General features: G+C 59.6%; 19 protein-coding genes and 5 pseudogenes. 13 read left to right on the plus strand and 11 right to left on the minus strand.

Annotation, left to right across the window (positions count from 1 at the left end; translation table 11 throughout):
* Positions 1-21 precede the first annotated feature (21 nt).
* Together GWG65_RS17445 and tehA are read left to right on the plus strand one after the other, a co-directional pair.
* A complete protein-coding gene (locus GWG65_RS17445; RefSeq protein ID WP_275196787.1) occupies positions 22-354 on the plus strand; it encodes a hypothetical protein in 333 nt (110 codons plus the stop codon).
* 116 nt (positions 355-470) lie between these two features.
* The gene (gene tehA / locus GWG65_RS17450) at positions 471-1,469 is read left to right on the plus strand and encodes a dicarboxylate transporter/tellurite-resistance protein TehA (protein WP_275196788.1); all 999 of its coding nucleotides are present in this window, start codon (positions 471-473) and stop codon (positions 1,467-1,469) included.
* A 201-nt stretch (positions 1,470-1,670) separates the two neighbouring features.
* Here tehA and GWG65_RS17455 read toward each other — a convergent pair.
* The 3 genes and pseudogenes from GWG65_RS17455 to GWG65_RS17465 form a co-directional block, all read right to left on the minus strand.
* Positions 1,671-2,420: pseudogene (locus tag GWG65_RS17455) on the minus strand (sulfite exporter TauE/SafE family protein).
* Positions 2,411-2,725: a hypothetical protein gene (locus GWG65_RS17460; RefSeq protein ID WP_275196789.1), complete on the minus strand. Its 315-nt coding sequence runs from the start codon at positions 2,723-2,725 to the stop codon at positions 2,411-2,413. Before GWG65_RS17460 ends, GWG65_RS17455 begins: the two are co-directional and overlap by 10 nt.
* 148 nt (positions 2,726-2,873) lie before the next feature.
* Positions 2,874-3,014 (minus strand): hypothetical protein, encoded by a 141-nt coding sequence (locus GWG65_RS17465; RefSeq protein ID WP_275196790.1) that lies wholly within the window; start codon positions 3,012-3,014, stop codon positions 2,874-2,876.
* A gap of 227 nt (positions 3,015-3,241) precedes the next feature.
* On the opposite strand from GWG65_RS17465, the gene GWG65_RS17470 reads away from it, so the two are divergent.
* The 4 genes from GWG65_RS17470 (at position 3,242) to GWG65_RS17485 (ending at position 5,248) form a co-directional block, all read left to right on the plus strand.
* Entirely contained in the window at positions 3,242-4,138 is an 897-nt protein-coding gene (locus tag GWG65_RS17470) for a LysR family transcriptional regulator (RefSeq protein WP_275196791.1), read from the plus strand.
* A gap of 225 nt (positions 4,139-4,363) precedes the next feature.
* The gene (locus GWG65_RS17475; protein ID WP_275196792.1) at positions 4,364-4,546 is read left to right on the plus strand and encodes a hypothetical protein; all 183 of its coding nucleotides are present in this window, start codon (positions 4,364-4,366) and stop codon (positions 4,544-4,546) included.
* Between the two features lie 54 nt (positions 4,547-4,600).
* Entirely contained in the window at positions 4,601-4,927 is a 327-nt protein-coding gene (locus GWG65_RS17480) for a hypothetical protein (RefSeq protein WP_275196793.1), read from the plus strand.
* A 39-nt stretch (positions 4,928-4,966) separates the two neighbouring features.
* On the plus strand, positions 4,967-5,248 hold the full coding sequence (locus GWG65_RS17485) for a hypothetical protein (protein WP_275196794.1): 282 nt from the start codon (positions 4,967-4,969) through the stop codon (positions 5,246-5,248).
* A gap of 305 nt (positions 5,249-5,553) precedes the next feature.
* Here the strand turns inward: GWG65_RS17485 and GWG65_RS17490 are convergent, their stop codons facing one another.
* Genes GWG65_RS17490 through GWG65_RS17500 form a run of 3 tightly spaced genes read right to left on the minus strand, consistent with a single transcriptional unit; the run spans position 5,554 to position 6,947 of the window.
* Entirely contained in the window at positions 5,554-6,084 is a 531-nt protein-coding gene (locus GWG65_RS17490) for a hypothetical protein (protein ID WP_275196795.1), read from the minus strand.
* A 5-nt stretch (positions 6,085-6,089) separates the two neighbouring features.
* Entirely contained in the window at positions 6,090-6,575 is a 486-nt protein-coding gene (locus GWG65_RS17495) for a hypothetical protein (protein ID WP_275196796.1), read from the minus strand.
* A gap of 30 nt (positions 6,576-6,605) precedes the next feature.
* Positions 6,606-6,947 carry a hypothetical protein gene (locus tag GWG65_RS17500; RefSeq protein WP_275196797.1) on the minus strand — a complete coding sequence of 114 codons (342 nt, stop codon included), beginning with the start codon at positions 6,945-6,947 and terminating at the stop codon, positions 6,606-6,608.
* Positions 6,948-7,141: 194 nt separating this feature from the next.
* Here GWG65_RS17500 and GWG65_RS17505 point away from each other — a divergent pair, with 194 nt between their 5' ends.
* The 4 genes and pseudogenes from GWG65_RS17505 (at position 7,142) to GWG65_RS17520 (ending at position 9,655) form a co-directional block, all read left to right on the plus strand.
* Complete coding sequence (locus GWG65_RS17505; RefSeq protein ID WP_275196798.1) at positions 7,142-8,068, plus strand: Ku protein; 927 nt, start codon at positions 7,142-7,144, stop codon at positions 8,066-8,068.
* Between the two features lie 81 nt (positions 8,069-8,149).
* Positions 8,150-8,362, plus strand: a pseudogene (locus tag GWG65_RS17510) (metallophosphoesterase family protein); the annotation flags it as partial.
* 177 nt (positions 8,363-8,539) lie between these two features.
* Positions 8,540-8,827 (plus strand): hypothetical protein, encoded by a 288-nt coding sequence (locus tag GWG65_RS17515; protein ID WP_275196799.1) that lies wholly within the window; start codon positions 8,540-8,542, stop codon positions 8,825-8,827.
* A gap of 252 nt (positions 8,828-9,079) precedes the next feature.
* Positions 9,080-9,655 (plus strand): hypothetical protein, encoded by a 576-nt coding sequence (locus GWG65_RS17520; RefSeq protein ID WP_275196800.1) that lies wholly within the window; start codon positions 9,080-9,082, stop codon positions 9,653-9,655.
* A gap of 67 nt (positions 9,656-9,722) precedes the next feature.
* On the opposite strand, the gene GWG65_RS17525 is transcribed toward GWG65_RS17520, so the two are convergent.
* Both GWG65_RS17525 and GWG65_RS17530 read right to left on the minus strand, forming a co-directional pair.
* Positions 9,723-9,986: a hypothetical protein gene (locus GWG65_RS17525; RefSeq protein ID WP_275196801.1), complete on the minus strand. Its 264-nt coding sequence runs from the start codon at positions 9,984-9,986 to the stop codon at positions 9,723-9,725.
* Positions 9,987-10,550: 564 nt separating this feature from the next.
* The gene (locus GWG65_RS17530; protein ID WP_275196802.1) at positions 10,551-11,243 is read right to left on the minus strand and encodes a hypothetical protein; all 693 of its coding nucleotides are present in this window, start codon (positions 11,241-11,243) and stop codon (positions 10,551-10,553) included.
* Positions 11,244-11,319: 76 nt separating this feature from the next.
* Between GWG65_RS17530 and GWG65_RS17535 the strand changes: the two genes are divergently transcribed.
* The 3 genes and pseudogenes from GWG65_RS17535 (at position 11,320) to GWG65_RS17545 (ending at position 12,543) form a co-directional block, all read left to right on the plus strand.
* A complete protein-coding gene (locus GWG65_RS17535; RefSeq protein WP_275196803.1) occupies positions 11,320-11,550 on the plus strand; it encodes a hypothetical protein in 231 nt (76 codons plus the stop codon).
* 12 nt (positions 11,551-11,562) lie between these two features.
* Positions 11,563-12,045, plus strand: coding sequence for an antitoxin Xre/MbcA/ParS toxin-binding domain-containing protein (locus GWG65_RS17540; protein WP_275196804.1), 483 nt, complete (start codon positions 11,563-11,565; stop codon positions 12,043-12,045).
* Positions 12,042-12,543, plus strand: a pseudogene (locus GWG65_RS17545) (RES domain-containing protein). The gene GWG65_RS17540 and the pseudogene GWG65_RS17545 overlap by 4 nt, the downstream one beginning before the upstream one ends.
* 265 nt (positions 12,544-12,808) lie before the next feature.
* Here GWG65_RS17545 and GWG65_RS17550 read toward each other — a convergent pair.
* The 3 genes and pseudogenes from GWG65_RS17550 to GWG65_RS17560 all read right to left on the minus strand — a co-directional run bounded on the left by GWG65_RS17550 (position 12,809) and on the right by GWG65_RS17560 (position 13,769).
* The gene (locus tag GWG65_RS17550) at positions 12,809-13,336 is read right to left on the minus strand and encodes a Uma2 family endonuclease (RefSeq protein WP_275196805.1); all 528 of its coding nucleotides are present in this window, start codon (positions 13,334-13,336) and stop codon (positions 12,809-12,811) included.
* A 91-nt stretch (positions 13,337-13,427) separates the two neighbouring features.
* Positions 13,428-13,544, minus strand: a pseudogene (locus GWG65_RS17555) (VapC toxin family PIN domain ribonuclease); the annotation flags it as partial.
* Positions 13,541-13,769: pseudogene (locus GWG65_RS17560) on the minus strand (plasmid stabilization protein). The pseudogenes GWG65_RS17555 and GWG65_RS17560, both read right to left, overlap by 4 nt.
* Positions 13,770-13,806 lie beyond the last annotated feature (37 nt).

The raw sequence follows: 13,806 nt of genomic DNA on the forward strand, positions 1-13,806 counted from the left end.
AGGGGTATTGGAGCATCTCTCATGAATGAAATCGCCGGTGACGGCCGACCTTCCATCGAAGCTGCAAGTCCGCAGCGCAGCCAGGTCGGCATCTGGGTCACGATAGCCGTGCTAGGGTTGCTTCTGATCGCCTCTGCTGTGATTGCCTATGTCGGTTGGACGATCAGCGATGCGGCCGTGCCGGATTCTGGTTACGTCGCCATGGGATTCGGTGTTCTGTTTTCCTTGCTTGTCGGCATCGGCCTCATGGCGCTCATCTTCTACAGCAGCCGGAAAGGGTATGACGAGCCAGCGGTGCTGATCGAAGAGCCTGGCGCCAATTTCGATGATGTCCAAAAGCCTTCATCCAAGTGATCAGATTCCGCTTTGGAGGGCGGGTTTACTTGGTGGAGATGATCGAAGGCGAGCATGCTGAGCCAATCGACGAGGTCGGTTTAACGGTCGTTTACCCCTGAGACGCGAGGACAAAGATGCATATCAAGGTCCCGATCGTTCCTGCTTCTTTCTTCGGCGTCGTTCTTGGCGTCGCGGGGCTCGGCAACGTCTGGCGCCAGGCCCACCGCCTCTGGGATCTGCCGGCCGTTATTGGCGAGGCGCTCGTGTTCGCGGCCGTCGCGGCGTGGGCGATCCTGCTCGTCTTGTACTTGCTCAAGACGGTTGCAGCCCCTCATGAGACGCTTGCTGAGGCGGCTCATCCAGTGCAGTGCTGCTTCATCGGCCTCATCGGCGTCGCCACGATGATTGTCGCGGCAGGCATCCTACCGTATTCACGGATGATGGCCGAAGTTCTCCTCATTGCCGGCGCCTTGTTTACGTTCGGTTTTGCAGTGTGGAGAACCGGAGGATTGTGGTTCGGCGAGCGCGATCACACCGCGACGACGCCCGTGCTCTACCTCCCGACCGTAGCAGGCAGCTTCGTATCCGCGGCTGTTTGCGCCATTTTCGGCCACTCCGACTGGGGCCAGCTTGCGTTTGGCGCGGGGATCTTTTCGTGGCTCGCGATCGAATCCGTGCTCGTTCATCGTCTTCTGACCCAGCAGAGCCTGCCAGAAGTACTGCGACCGACGTTGGGCATCCAGCTCGCGCCTGCGCCAGTTGGTGCGGTAGCCTATCTGAACCTGTCTCCTGGCCCACCGGATATCTTCGCCCATGCCCTGATCGGATATGGACTGTTGCAGGCGCTGGTGCTGCTTCGCCTGATTCCCTGGATCAGGAAGCAGCCGTTCTCGATGTCTTATTGGGCCTTCACCTTCGGCGCGACTGCACTGGCCTGGGCGCCGTTGCGGCTCATTCAGTTCGGTGATCGCGGCGCGATGTCCGAGCTTGCGCCGGTTCTGTTTGTCGCAAGCAACCTGGTCGTGGGACTGATCGCGATTGCAAGCCTATGGCTCATCGTTCGCGGCAAGCTCGGGCTCAAGCAGCGCGTGATTTATGCCCCGACCGCAGCGCCAAGGACACCCGTTGGGTAATATCGCCCATCCGGCCAGAACCGAGGATCGCGAATCGCGCAGTGGTGTCCATTGCAAAAAAACCGCTTCGGGGACGTGCCAAGCTGAATGACGTTCTTAGGAATTGCCATGGCAGATCTAATCGGCTGCCGGCGGCGCTCAGGTTGGTCTACTCTCGATACCGTCGCAAAATGATCAAATCGACTCGCCGCCACCAGATGATCACGCGAGGTAGCCGGAAACTCCGTCCCACAATAACTTGAGCGCCGTCACGACCAGCAATCCGTAGCAGAGCCGATAGATCCGGCGTTGGTCCAGGCTTCGGTGAAGCCGCCAACCAGCCCATATGCCGGTGGGAATGGCGAGCACGCAAAGAGCCATCAATGTCCAGATGCTGGCTGTCGGCTTCACCAGAAGGAGCCACGGCACCGCCTTGTTGCCCACCGTGAAGAACAGACGAGTCGTCCCCGCGTAGACGTCCTTGGTGAGTCCTAAAGGCAGCAGATACATCGCAAGCGGAGGTCCGCCCGAGTGCGCCACCATCGTGGTGGCTCCCGAGGCGAGACCGGCAGTAAGCGCCTTCGGCGCCGAACGCGGACGAATCCTGACCTCTGCGCCCGCCACAAGCCATAGCCCGATGAAGATCAGGTAATGGCAGACATCGCGATCGCGATGGCGCGGTGGTCCAGGAAGCGGAATAGGAGATAGCCTAGTCCGATACCGCTCACGAGCCCCGGTAACAGCGGCAGAAGGTCCGCTTTCGATCACGTCGATGGCTTCCAGTAGCGCAGGGCGAACAAATCCATCGCGATGAACAGGGGCGCGAGGAGACCGCCCGCGGTGACCGGATCCATCGCGGTCGACAACAGCGGGATGCCAATGATGGAGAAACCGCCCCCGAACGCGCCCTTCATGAAGCAAATCAGAAAGACACCGGCAAAAGCGACCAGAACCGCCAAGTGTCAGCTCCATTGCGCGACCTCCGCGGTTGGCTTCCGGTGGCGCCGATTTTGCTCCATCGCGGCGGCGAAGGTTGTCATCCGTTCGTCCGCCTGGCCAGAAAGCGTGAAGAGGCCAGTGACAGAAGTTTCAATCTGGAGACGGACCAGGCCAATGTCCTGCAGTGCGCAGTCGTCGAGACCGTGAAGGCATGCAATAGTGCTCCGACGGGCGAGATAGCTCACGATCCCGTCGCAAGCGGCGCTGAGTAGCCAATAAAATGCGCCAGGCCGCTTCATGACAACGGGCAGGACGACGTTTGAAAGCATGGCAGCCATTCTACTCTCCGATGCTCCGAAAGGCGTCGCCAACTCGCCGCCCGACGCTCATTTCCTCAATGAATCGCATTACGATGCCAGATGATTCGGTGTGATGAGTCTGCCATTGGATCAGCAAGGTTGGCTGACACCGGCGGCTGGCCAGAAGTCAGTGACCCGCCGCCTCCGGTATCATCCATAAGGAGATCGTGTACCAGAGGCCATCGCCCGACCTGCGCTGGTACGCGACGAAGCTGGCATCATCGCTGTGCTGCATTTCGTAACGATAGTGTTCGATATGCCTTGTCATTTAACTCTCCTTGTCAGTGTTAGAGACAGGCCGCTCGCCTTGCCCCCAAGGAGATCGATTGGACGGCCAACGTTTGAAATGGCTCTACGTGGAAGGGGTCCTTCCGCGTAGCGGAAGCTCCGTCGACAGGGCTCGGCGGGCCGCTCGCAAGCCATGCCGGCCTTCCGAAAGCCGGGGTGATGTGGCAAAATCGAAAAGTAGTCTTCCTAACCATGGAAGGGAATTCGATGGATCGCCTGGAAGCGATGTCGACGTTTCTGAGCGTGGTAGAGCAGGGCAGCTTGTCCGCGGCCGCACGGCGTCTGAAAACGCCGCTCACAACCGTCAGCCGCAACGTTTCCGAACTAGAGTCTCACCTGCGGACGAAGCTCTTCAACCGATCGAGCCGTCAGCTGGTGCTGACGGATGCGGGCAGTTCGTACCTTGCGGCGTGCAAGCGCATTCTCGCGGATGTCATCGAAGCGGAGCGTACAGCGTCAGGTGAGTACACTGCACCTACAGGCGAACTGGCTGTGACCACGCCATTGGTGCTTGGGCGCATCATTCTCATGCCGATCATCGTGGACTTCCTCAAGACCTATCCGGATATCAAGGTTCGGATGATTCCCACGGATCAAAAGCTGAGCCTGGCTCAGGAGCAAATCGATGTCGCGGTGCGCATCGGCGAGTTGCCGGATTCGAGCTTGGTCGCGGTAAGGGTCGGAAGAACGCGCCGGGTGGTGTGCGCCAGTCCCGCCTATCTGGCTGCTCGCGGAACGCCGCGCACTCCGGAAGATCTAGTCGAGCATGATTGCATCAGCTATGCCGGCTTTTCACTGCCCGATGCCTGGACATTCGTCAGAGACAAGATGACCATAGCGGCGCCGGTGCGTACGCGGCTCATCGTCGGCAGCGCTGAAGCGGCTTGTGCCGCAGCTCGTGCTGGCTTAGGCATTTCCTTCGCCTTTGCGTATCAAATCGAGGCTGGTCCGCAGGAACAAGCATTGAAAACCGTGCTGGATGAATTCCAGCCGCCATCAATGCCGGTCAATTTGGTGTATACCGCGAACCGGTTTTTGCCGATCAAGGTACGCGCGTTTCTAGACTTTGCCGCGCCTCGGCTGAAGCGAATCTTCGCGGATTAGCAGCGTCACGGTACGAGCCCCGCTATTTGTGAGATGCGGCCCCATTTGGCCCCAAAAGCGGATCGTGTGCGCGCTTCTTCCGCTGACCTGAGATTATTAGTTCTCGGTCCTGGCCTTCCGAAACTTGGAAGGATGTCTTCCGATTTACACGCCTGCTGACTGAGATGCTTCGTCCCATCTGCCAACCAGGACCTGCCGAACACGGCATTACAGTTGGAGGCGAATATGGGTGAGGTTATCCAATTTATTCCGAAGGCTGAGCGCGAACGAATCCGCCTGATACGCGAAGCCCGCGCAATTTACGACAGCGTCTTTCCGCCGTCCGGTTTGGACAATGGGCAAGCCGTCGACGCAGGTCATTCGGTCAATGGAGCCAAGTTTCACCAGGGCGGCGAAGTGCTTTCGTAACAACAAGCTGGCCGGATGGCCGCTTCATTTCTCGAACTGATAGGAGAAGTTGCTATGTCAATCCGCAAGATCCTTTTTGCCACGGCATTCGGTATTGCCTCTCTGGCGGGCGCGCGTGCCGATAGCCTACGTCCGATCGAGGGCAAGAGCATCGACCTCGGCGAGATATCGGGCATCGCTTACTACACTGTCGAGCGGGACGGCTTTCACGTCGTTGCCACTCTTGCGCAGGGCCAAGCGGGAACGCCGATCCGTGTCGTCTCTGTTCTTGCACCTGGTCAGCGCGTGGTTCTCTCAACGGCGCAACAAGGGCGAGCAATCGAGATCGTCCGGAAGGACGATAGCGTACTGGTTCGCAAGGCGAACACGGCCACGGAGTGAACTTCAGTCGAAATTGGGAATGGAAGAAGGGAACTGCAGATGTCCATCATCCACCTTCATGGAACGTCAACTGGTACGCCCGAGCAGTACGTCGCCGGACTGACCGATTTCGGGCCGGGTCGCTCGAGGCTCTTTGGCAACAGCGCCGACGCATACCTCAAGGTGCATCACCGGGGCGGCTTGCAGGCCGATGTCACGGAAGGCTCGGGCGGAATCTGGGAGCGTCTGCATTACGACTGGTCGGACCCCAAGCGCGTCGTACTCACGACGACCGACTCCAACGTATGGGGTGTGAATCGGCGCCGGGGTCACGTCGCTTGAAGTACCGGCAGTATTCGTCTGAACGAAATTAAGAAAGCCTCGTTGGGGTGGGGTCACGATCGGCGCCGATCGGGACCCACCTCAACGCAGAGTCGGTCAGGTGCGACAAGGAATTGCCGCCGTTAGTTCAACGGGCCGAGTTCGGCGCCGATTGACAGCTTGCGGTCTGTCTCTGGCCATACGTCGCTGTGGGACCAATCGGATTATGCCGACTCTAACGCAGCGATCGCCGCGGCCAGAGCCCGTTCAGAGGCCATGGTCGGCATAATCCCGAGGTCGGCATAGTAGAGATTGCACATGAATCGCTACCCCGGATCCTCGCCGTTCTTGTGGCTGGCGATCCAGGCGGTCTGGATGGCATCAGGTCGCTTGACCTTGTACTTGGCGAGGTCTTCTTCGGTCAGTTGCAAGGCGATGTGATGGGCGAAGATACGATGGTTGCCGTCCAGCGGGCTCAGGCCGCTGGCGATCGGAAAGAGCACGGGGGGACGTTCGAATTCTCCGGTAGTCGTCACGATCTTCAATTGGCGTTGAAACCGAGCGGGACTGTTGTCGCCGCCGAAGCCGTTGTCCTTACCTTCGACCAACGCATCGTACATGTTGTTCATCGTCTTGCGGCCGTCGATGGACAGCTTGTCGAAGCTACAGTCGCGCTTCTCCTGCGTCCAAGTCACGTCCTTCCACCACGACACCGGGTGCGTGAGCAGCAGCTTCCAGCGTCCCGTCAGCGGCTCGGATGGAGGCCAGCTCATGCCGGTTTGGTTGGCGAGCTTGAGAAGCCACTGATCGATAACGTCGTCGGGCCAGTCGGGCAGATTCTTCTTGATGTCCTGCAATGTCGTCATGCGTCGGATCCGTGTTTCGAGTCCTTGTGCGGCGGCTTCTCGTCATCGGTGTGCCGCGGGCGTTGCGTCAACTGTAGCAGCGTCGCCGCCGGGCGGCGATTCGCCTTGGCGCATTTGCTGCATCGAAGCCGGCTCGCCAGGTCATGCACGAAAGTTGTCGGCGGATGGCGTAGCGCGGCCATAACGACGTCCCGCTTCATCTTGCAGCGCGAGCATTCGATTTCGAGCCAGGAATAGCTGCCGTTTATGGCTTGGTCGATCGTCGGCGATGGGTCGATCGGTCCTCCGTCGGCCCACATCCTCTCATTCCACGATTCGCAGAGCAGCTTGTCGGCCTGTCGGATGAGGGTCTCGCCCTTGGCGCGGGCTTCGGCAGACTGGCCAGCGAGAATCGTCGTCATCGTGCGCGCCCTCCCCAATTCCTTGGTGAGCGCCTTGCGGTCGCCGCCGCTGAGGGGCGTCGGGTGATGTTTCGGTGCCATGGCAGCATCCAGTTCCGGCCGCGCCGGCGACTACTCGAACGCAGGCCAGCAGCCGTCTTCCTCGTGGCGCCCGGTCCGCTGCGTGCAGGTATTCTCCAAGAGTCGCCGCCCGACATCCTTCCAGAGCGTCTCCCGACCATCGAGGCGGACGCCATCGACCTTCTGAATCTCGACGACCCTGGCGCAGCGCCGGCACCCCACCCTCAGAATATGTTGAGGAATTTGGCTCAGCCGCAGCGCCCCTCCGGAGGGGCCCGACCTGCTCTCTGCGCGAGGGTCGTCCAGAAGCGCCTGCCAGTATTCCGGCGGCAGATCAGCTTCCGGAGCCAATTCGGGCTCCCGAGGCACGTTTCTGCCGACGAGAGCGGCCATCTTATCCATCTCCTTCGGGTTCGGCATGCGCCAGGTCGCGGGTCGGTCCAGTCATGCTCCATAGAACATAACAGGAACGAAAGAGTCGATAGCCGACGTGAAAAATATCTCTTGTGGGCCCGTCCATGCTGTCGGAACCATGCCCTCCCGTTCGTCTTGAGTCCGAGCCGTCCCGAACTGGAGTTCTGCGTAACATGGCCCCGAGAGCCAACTGGAAAGGCTTCTTGCGTCTGTCGCTCGTCACCTGTCCGGTGGCTCTCTACCCGGCGACATCGGAATCCGAAAAGATCTCGTTCAATCAGCTCAATCGAGCGACCGGTCACCGGATCAAGTACGTGAAGGTCGACGCCGATACCGGTGACGAGGTCGCGAACGAGGACATCGTTAAGGGCTACGAGCTCGACAAAGGGCAGTACATCGAGGTCACGAAGGAAGAGCTTGAGGAGCTAGCTCTGGAGTCGACGCGAACCATCGAGATCGACGAGTTCGTCGACAAGGCCGACATCGATCCGCGCTATCTGATCCGTCCGTACTACCTGCGTCCCGACGGCAAGGTCGGTCACGACGCCTTCGCGGTGATCAGGGAGACCATCCGGGAGATGGACAAGGTGGCGATCGGCCGCGTGGTTCTCACCAACCGCGAGCACATTATCGCGCTCGAGCCGTTGGAGAAGGGTCTCGTCGGTACGCTGCTGCGCTACCCCTACGAGGTCCGCTCCGAGCAGGAGTACTTCGACGAGATCCAGGACGTCAAAGTCACCAAGGACATGCTCGACCTCGCAAGGCACATCGTCAACCAGAAGACGGGCACGTTCGACCCCGAGAAATTCGAGGATCATTACGAGACCGCGCTGGTCGACCTGATCAACCAGAAGCGCGCAGGCAAGACCATCCGCCCGAAGGAGCGGCCCAAAGGCGAAAACGTGGTCGATCTGATGGAGGCGCTGCGGCAGAGCGTCGGTCGGGAGGCGGCGCCGGCGAAGGCAGCAGAGCCCGCCAAGAAGCCGCGCAAGGTGGCGGCGGGCCAGAAAGAGATGTTGATGCCGATCCAAGGCAAGAAGCCGGCGAAGGAAGCAGCGGCGAAGAAACCCATGACGGGCCAGCGGCGGAAGTCGGCTTAGTCGGTTGTGTCCGGGGCACCGGTGGTGCATCAGGAAGTTGCGGCTCAACGCGTGATTAAGGTGCTTCGACTGGACGCTTTGATGACCTTCATCGGCATCGTCTCGGGTGCGCACGGCCTGCTTAGGCCGGAGGCTCTGCGCATGCTGGCCCATGTCGATCACATCATTCACGGCGGCGACATCGGCGATCCCGAGATCATCACCGCGCTGCGGAGAATTGCCCCCGTCACTGCGATCAGGGGGAACGTGGACACGGGCGATTGGGCCACCGAATTTGCCGAAACCGCTGTGATCGTGTCTCCATCGGAGTCTTTTGAGGTGATCCCGCAAACTCATCCTTGACTCCCCTAGGTTCGGCAGCTTGTTTTTCGAGTTGTTCGTCAGGCCGGGAAATGTTGACGTCTTTTTGGGCCATAAGGACGTTGAACCCGTTGACCAAATCTCTATTTTCCGAGCAGGAGATCTATCATTTTGAAGTCGACCCGCGACAGTCCAAGCGTACCGGTACAGCCGAACGTCAGGCGGCGTGCGGTCTTGGAAGCGGCACGGAAACTTGGTCTGCTCGGTGGCGAAAGCCGTCGGATCGGCGGCCGCGTTTGGCGAGATCTGGTGGCAGCCGCGAAGAAAAAATCCGGCATAACGTCCGACACCGAGCTTATCGAGTACGCGCTGGCGGAGGTGGCGCTCGAAGATGACTTCGGCACGAGACTCATCCGTCGCAAAGGCCGGGTCGCGAAAGACGTCGACCTTGAGTTTTGATCTGCGCCGTGCGCTGCGGCGTGAACGATCGGAACATCACGTTGCCGCTTGCCTGCTGATATTCTCTGACGGCGACGAACTCCGTCGTATGAACGCGCGCGCTGGCCGCGCAAAGACGGTTCTGGTCGCCCGTCTGCGGCAGGAGTTGACCTAGCCTGAACCAAGCGGCACCGGAACGAAGGGGGCACGAGGAAGTCCCACCGGGGGCGACCTCAGTGGGCCGACCTAACGACCTCGTTGAGAAGATTAAAGATGGATCGTGATCACCTTCTGAATGAACTGCTTCCGTATCGCATGCATGCAGTTGAAACGCTCAACTTGGCGCTCAACCTCAACACCAGGTGGGGCGCGGCTCCCATGACGCTCTATGCGAGCGACAAGTTGGTGGTCGAAGGCACTCTACACGGCTTCACAAATCCCTGCATCGAAGCCGGGATGATGCACTGCCGTGCGCTGCTGGAGTTTCTGGGGTTGTGCGACAAGAACGGCAGGCTCGGCAACATCAAGAAGCGTCGCTCAACCGACATTGGGATAGAAGACTTCAACACATCGTCCGGCGCGCCGCTCAAAAAGGTGAGTCCTGCTGACGCCGCAGGCCGCTATCCCGGCCCGAGCGGTGAAGCTGAGAATGCGCTATTCGCAGTCTTTCAAGTGACGAACAAAGGACTAGCTCACGTGACCGAGAACTTGAACGACAGTCCGGAGCATGCCCGGCTGATCGAAATCGCAAGTCGAGGCACCCCAGTGCTAATGGTGGGCTGTTTCTACAAGCCGATGGGCTTGCCTGCTCCGAACCACAAGCTCACCCACCGGCCTCACGCCGACTGATCGGTTGGTTGGCCGTTTGTGAGGCTCTGAACAGCGCCTCGACCATTCGGCCACGATGCGGAGAGTATCAAAGATACGAAGAACCGGCTCCGACAATAGGCTTCGCAGGCCGGACGCCGGTACGCCTATGGCGGAATCCGAACGCCTCGGCTGCCCGACGGATTTCTTTGCCGAGAGTCTGGCGCTCCGCGCGGGTGGGATTACCGAATCGAGCGCGGACCAGCGGAACGAAAACATGAAACGGCACGGCGCCGTATTGGAGGGTCGTCGTAAATACGTTGCGGATGGTCGGCTCTTGAAGGAAGGCGCGATACTTGCGTGAGGGCTTCATCTGAAGACTCCAATTGTGAATGGGCGGCTGGACATACACCGTTCTGCGCTGATGCCAAGGGGCGCCGCCAACTATTTCAGGCAAGGGGTATAGCGTTTGTGCGCCGCGTCAGCCGAATAGGTCTCAGAGGCAGCCGCCGCGGGCCCGCGAAGAGCCCGATCGCGATGGCGACCGTCGCAGCGGGTGGACGCGAGAAGCGTCACAGACCGAAACGAAAGGCCGCCTGGGAATGGCGCGCACCCGACGATCACCATCACGAAGCCGTTCAGCGCATGTTGCGACCGCCGCACGCAATCGGAGATGTTGCGGGTACCCGTTTGCAGGGGGCGGCTTGTCATGCCTGCTTGCTGGTCCTCGAGACCTCCTGTAATGCGCGGAACACCCGGCTGCACCGAGGACTGCTGACCCGAACGGTTCTGGGCGATGGATTTTCGTTGCTGGGTTAAGGCAGATCCGCTTCAACATAATATTCCGGAGGGCCTAGGCAGGGGCCACCAGAACTCCCGGCGTGTACGGGCGTCTTCGACCTTCTTGAAAGCAGCGACTTGCATTTCCGAGATTTGACTAGGCGGCATCATCTAGAGTTGCTTCAATCTTGGAAACCTGCAGCCAATTTACCCAGCTTCGGAGGAAATTTCGGTAGTCGGTTTCCTTAATTCTCAGGAGATTGAGCCCGACCAGCACCGGTCGATCCTCCTCCTTCTCTTTGCGATAGCGTCCACTAACAAACAGATACATGCTCACTGGAGCTTCATAGGCATAGCGACCGTTGCCATTGAGGTAAGCGATCCCACCATGGGCCAGCGCGTTCCTTAGAGCGCTGCACCATTTTGAAGTCTCCAGATCGCCAGCGCTGGCGTGGGCCAGCGGCGAAGCTAGTATTTCAGCATATTGCTCCGGTAAACCGCTCGAGATGTTGAACACCTCGGATTGGCAATAGCTCCACACGTCTGGCGCAAAGAAGGGAGCGTCCTCCAACTTCTGCCCCCCTAGATCTCGCCAGACCGTGGCCGCGAGGTGTGGGTCAACATGCCTATCGTCGGCATACCCTTGGTCTTGCTTAGAACTGTGCCGTTCGATCCTCTCAATCGGTAAATTGACGATTGGATACGACATCGAAATCAAAAATGTGCTGGTGAGAGGGCCGAGGTCGCGCCGGTCCGACTGAAAGACCCCCTCCACATACGGCCAAAGGCCGTCGATGAGTTGCAAACATCGGCTTGGGACTTCGCGGCTATAGTGTGCTGGGTTACCCATCCGACTCTCCTCTTCTAAGTTCGTGGCTTGATCAGCGCCTGTTAGGGCATACTATCACCGTGCGAGGGAGCGAGGCATGACCGAAGGTATTATCAACGTGCTCGACGACAAGGAAGACTGGTTTAGACCAACTTGGCAGGGCTGGCACAGCTACGACCAGTTCGTGCAGTCCGTTAAGTCTGACTTGCGCTACGTTAGATCGCCGTCTGCCAACGGCTTCCTTGACGAGGTGCTGGCGTCGTGCCTCAGTCGGAAGCTCACTATTCCGAAGGACCCGCATCTTTTGGAGAGCACGTCTTGGGTATGAATGAGGGCTACTATGACTGCTGCAGCCGAGAAACCGGCTCCAAAGGAGCTAGGCAATGATCTGCAGAAGGTGGCCGATTTGCTCGGCGGGCCGCGCATCCTGTCGCGCCGCATCGCAAGCACCCTCGACGCCCACGAACTGCTGCTGGACGGACTGCCAGGCTCCGCGCTGACCCACTTCGTCAGTCACCTCCTCTTCATTCAAACGGACTCGCTGGAAAAAGCCTTCGGAATGAGCCTTCGCACCTTTCAGCGACGCAAGGACGCTCCGGACAAGCCGCTCAGCCAGGAGCAAAGTGGGCGGACCTGGAAGTTTGCCGAAATCCTGGCCAAGGCCACGGACGTGTTCGGTTCCCAGGAAGAGGCAGAGCAGTGGCTCGAGCGTCCGGCCATCGGTCTTGAACAGCGCCGCCCGATCGACCTGCTTGCCACTCCGGCGGGCATCGAACTCGTTGAACAGTACCTCACACGCCTCGCATATGGCGTGTATGCATGACGCCTTTAGAGCCATTGGGAGGCGGCAAGCTCATCGCTTGGCGCCTCGATCAGGCGCGCTTTGCGTCGACCTGGGACAGTGGCGAAGGCGCATTCCAGGTCGGCGGCCGGTGGAACAGCAAAGGCGTTCGCGTCGTGGATTGATCCAGCGACCGCGATCCTCGAAGTGGCGGTTCACAAAGGCTTCAAAGCGCTCGACTCTCTGCCGCACGTACTGACCGCGCTTCATATCGCCGACGTGTCCGACGTTCAAATGGTTCGCGCTGCCGACGTTCCGAACGCCAATTGGCTGCGACCGGGAATCCCAGGCGCGGGCCAGCAGGCGTTCGGTGATGCGCTCTTGGCCAAGCACAAATTCGTCGTGATCCCAAGTGTGGTGTCCAATCACAGCTGGAATCTGATCTTCGACGCGACCAGGGCGAAAGGCGCGTACCAGCAGCACCTTCAGGAAGCGTTCGCGCTCGATACGCGCCTTCATCCTTCGACATCACCGCTCTAATTCGGCCCCGTAGCAGCGACCGGCCGCGTGTGAATATCGAAAGTCCATCCTGGATGCCGGCTTACTTCAGGAAGTCAGGAGCGGAAGGCGGCGCCGTCAGATTCCACCGTGTCGAGGCGTACGGCGCCGCGCCTAAGCCGCCTGCAGTGCAGATCTCAGCTTGGCGTCCAGCGCAATTAACCCGATCAAAACCGGTGGCCGTGATCGTTTCTAAAGACTTTGAGACGCGTCCGAGGTCTCACCTCAAGCGTATCGTAGATCTCGTTCAGCGTGATGAACGTTGCCAACGACGGGAGGGGATCGCGACGTCAAACTCTTCGATTGTTTCCTCAGTCCAGGTTCCACTCTTGTGCCGTCTGTGAACTTTGACGAGGGCAATTCCCGACTCGATTTGCATCACTGTATCGACGCTTGCCACCCCCTGGTATTCGCGTAGCTTGGTCCCGCAATCGAAGACGGCCGTGCCCGGCGAGGAAACCTCTGCGATGATAGTCGGTCTCGAGGCCGTCATTGCCGCTGCATTGGCCGGGCCGGAATCCACCACGACGTCCGGATATCGGATTGTAGTCGGCCCGGTTTGCACGGCCGTGTTGCTTGATGTGGTGCGCCATCCCTTGTGCTTTCCAGCGGGGACGAACACCGTTTGAACGTTGCTGCAGATGACGTTGTGCGCTTCATTCGCATCGGCCATGGCGTAGGCTACGCCGGCTACGAGTTCGTAGTGGCCCTCGACACCAGAGATGGCATCGAAAAATTCTTTGATTGTGAGCTTTTCGTGCTCAGAAACACCCATGACACTATCCGATGACGCGGTTCATCCAGATTACCGCTTGGGGGTCGCCAGGTCGAATGCCACCCACTGCAAACTGGTCGTTCTGTGCTCAGGTGACGCTGGAGAGAAACACCGTCTCGGCCGCCTGGGCGTCGAGCCAGTCACGGACCGATGGGTAGGGGGCGGGCTTCATCGCCTCGGAGACCACATTGGTATCGAGCAGGATCATTCGAAGCACATCGGCTCAGCGGGACGCGCGTCGCGGCCATGTTCGAGTGCCTTCGACATCGGCATTGGTAAGGCCAATCTTCCGGCTCATCTCCGAAAGGGCGGTGCCGAGCCGCAGCCGGCCTTCGGGACGCACGGCGGCCTCCAGAATGGCGCGCATTTCGGCTTCCGCGCTGCGATTGTGCTGCGCCGCGCGGACTCTTGACAAATAGAGTTGCCAGAACAAAAAAGGAACGACAAAACCGTACTTGGCTGGTCATTGA

Source organism: Bradyrhizobium sp. CSA207 (assembly GCF_029051685.1).
In the GTDB taxonomy this organism is placed as follows: Bacteria; Pseudomonadota; Alphaproteobacteria; order Rhizobiales; family Xanthobacteraceae; genus Bradyrhizobium.

Bases quoted from the DNA above. Each gene is read 5' to 3' on its own strand.
- GWG65_RS17475 (WP_275196792.1), top strand. From the start codon at position 4,364: ATGGGTGAGGTTATCCAATTTATTCCGAAGGCTGAGCGCGAACGAATC.
- GWG65_RS17445 (WP_275196787.1), top strand. From the start codon at position 22: ATGAATGAAATCGCCGGTGACGGCCGACCTTCCATCGAAGCTGCAAGT.
- GWG65_RS17480 (WP_275196793.1), top strand. From the start codon at position 4,601: ATGTCAATCCGCAAGATCCTTTTTGCCACGGCATTCGGTATTGCCTCT.
- GWG65_RS17530 (WP_275196802.1), bottom strand. From the start codon at position 11,243: ATGGGTAACCCAGCACACTATAGCCGCGAAGTCCCAAGCCGATGTTTG.
- GWG65_RS17485 (WP_275196794.1), top strand. From the start codon at position 4,967: ATGTCCATCATCCACCTTCATGGAACGTCAACTGGTACGCCCGAGCAG.
- GWG65_RS17525 (WP_275196801.1), bottom strand. From the start codon at position 9,986: ATGAAGCCCTCACGCAAGTATCGCGCCTTCCTTCAAGAGCCGACCATC.
- GWG65_RS17540 (WP_275196804.1), top strand. From the start codon at position 11,563: ATGACTGCTGCAGCCGAGAAACCGGCTCCAAAGGAGCTAGGCAATGAT.
- GWG65_RS17520 (WP_275196800.1), top strand. From the start codon at position 9,080: ATGGATCGTGATCACCTTCTGAATGAACTGCTTCCGTATCGCATGCAT.
- GWG65_RS17500 (WP_275196797.1), bottom strand. From the start codon at position 6,947: ATGGCCGCTCTCGTCGGCAGAAACGTGCCTCGGGAGCCCGAATTGGCT.
- GWG65_RS17535 (WP_275196803.1), top strand. From the start codon at position 11,320: ATGACCGAAGGTATTATCAACGTGCTCGACGACAAGGAAGACTGGTTT.
- GWG65_RS17505 (WP_275196798.1), top strand. From the start codon at position 7,142: ATGGCCCCGAGAGCCAACTGGAAAGGCTTCTTGCGTCTGTCGCTCGTC.
- GWG65_RS17495 (WP_275196796.1), bottom strand. From the start codon at position 6,575: ATGGCACCGAAACATCACCCGACGCCCCTCAGCGGCGGCGACCGCAAG.
- GWG65_RS17550 (WP_275196805.1), bottom strand. From the start codon at position 13,336: ATGGGTGTTTCTGAGCACGAAAAGCTCACAATCAAAGAATTTTTCGAT.
- tehA (WP_275196788.1), top strand. From the start codon at position 471: ATGCATATCAAGGTCCCGATCGTTCCTGCTTCTTTCTTCGGCGTCGTT.
- GWG65_RS17460 (WP_275196789.1), bottom strand. From the start codon at position 2,725: ATGGCTGCCATGCTTTCAAACGTCGTCCTGCCCGTTGTCATGAAGCGG.
- GWG65_RS17465 (WP_275196790.1), bottom strand. From the start codon at position 3,014: ATGACAAGGCATATCGAACACTATCGTTACGAAATGCAGCACAGCGAT.
- GWG65_RS17470 (WP_275196791.1), top strand. From the start codon at position 3,242: ATGGATCGCCTGGAAGCGATGTCGACGTTTCTGAGCGTGGTAGAGCAG.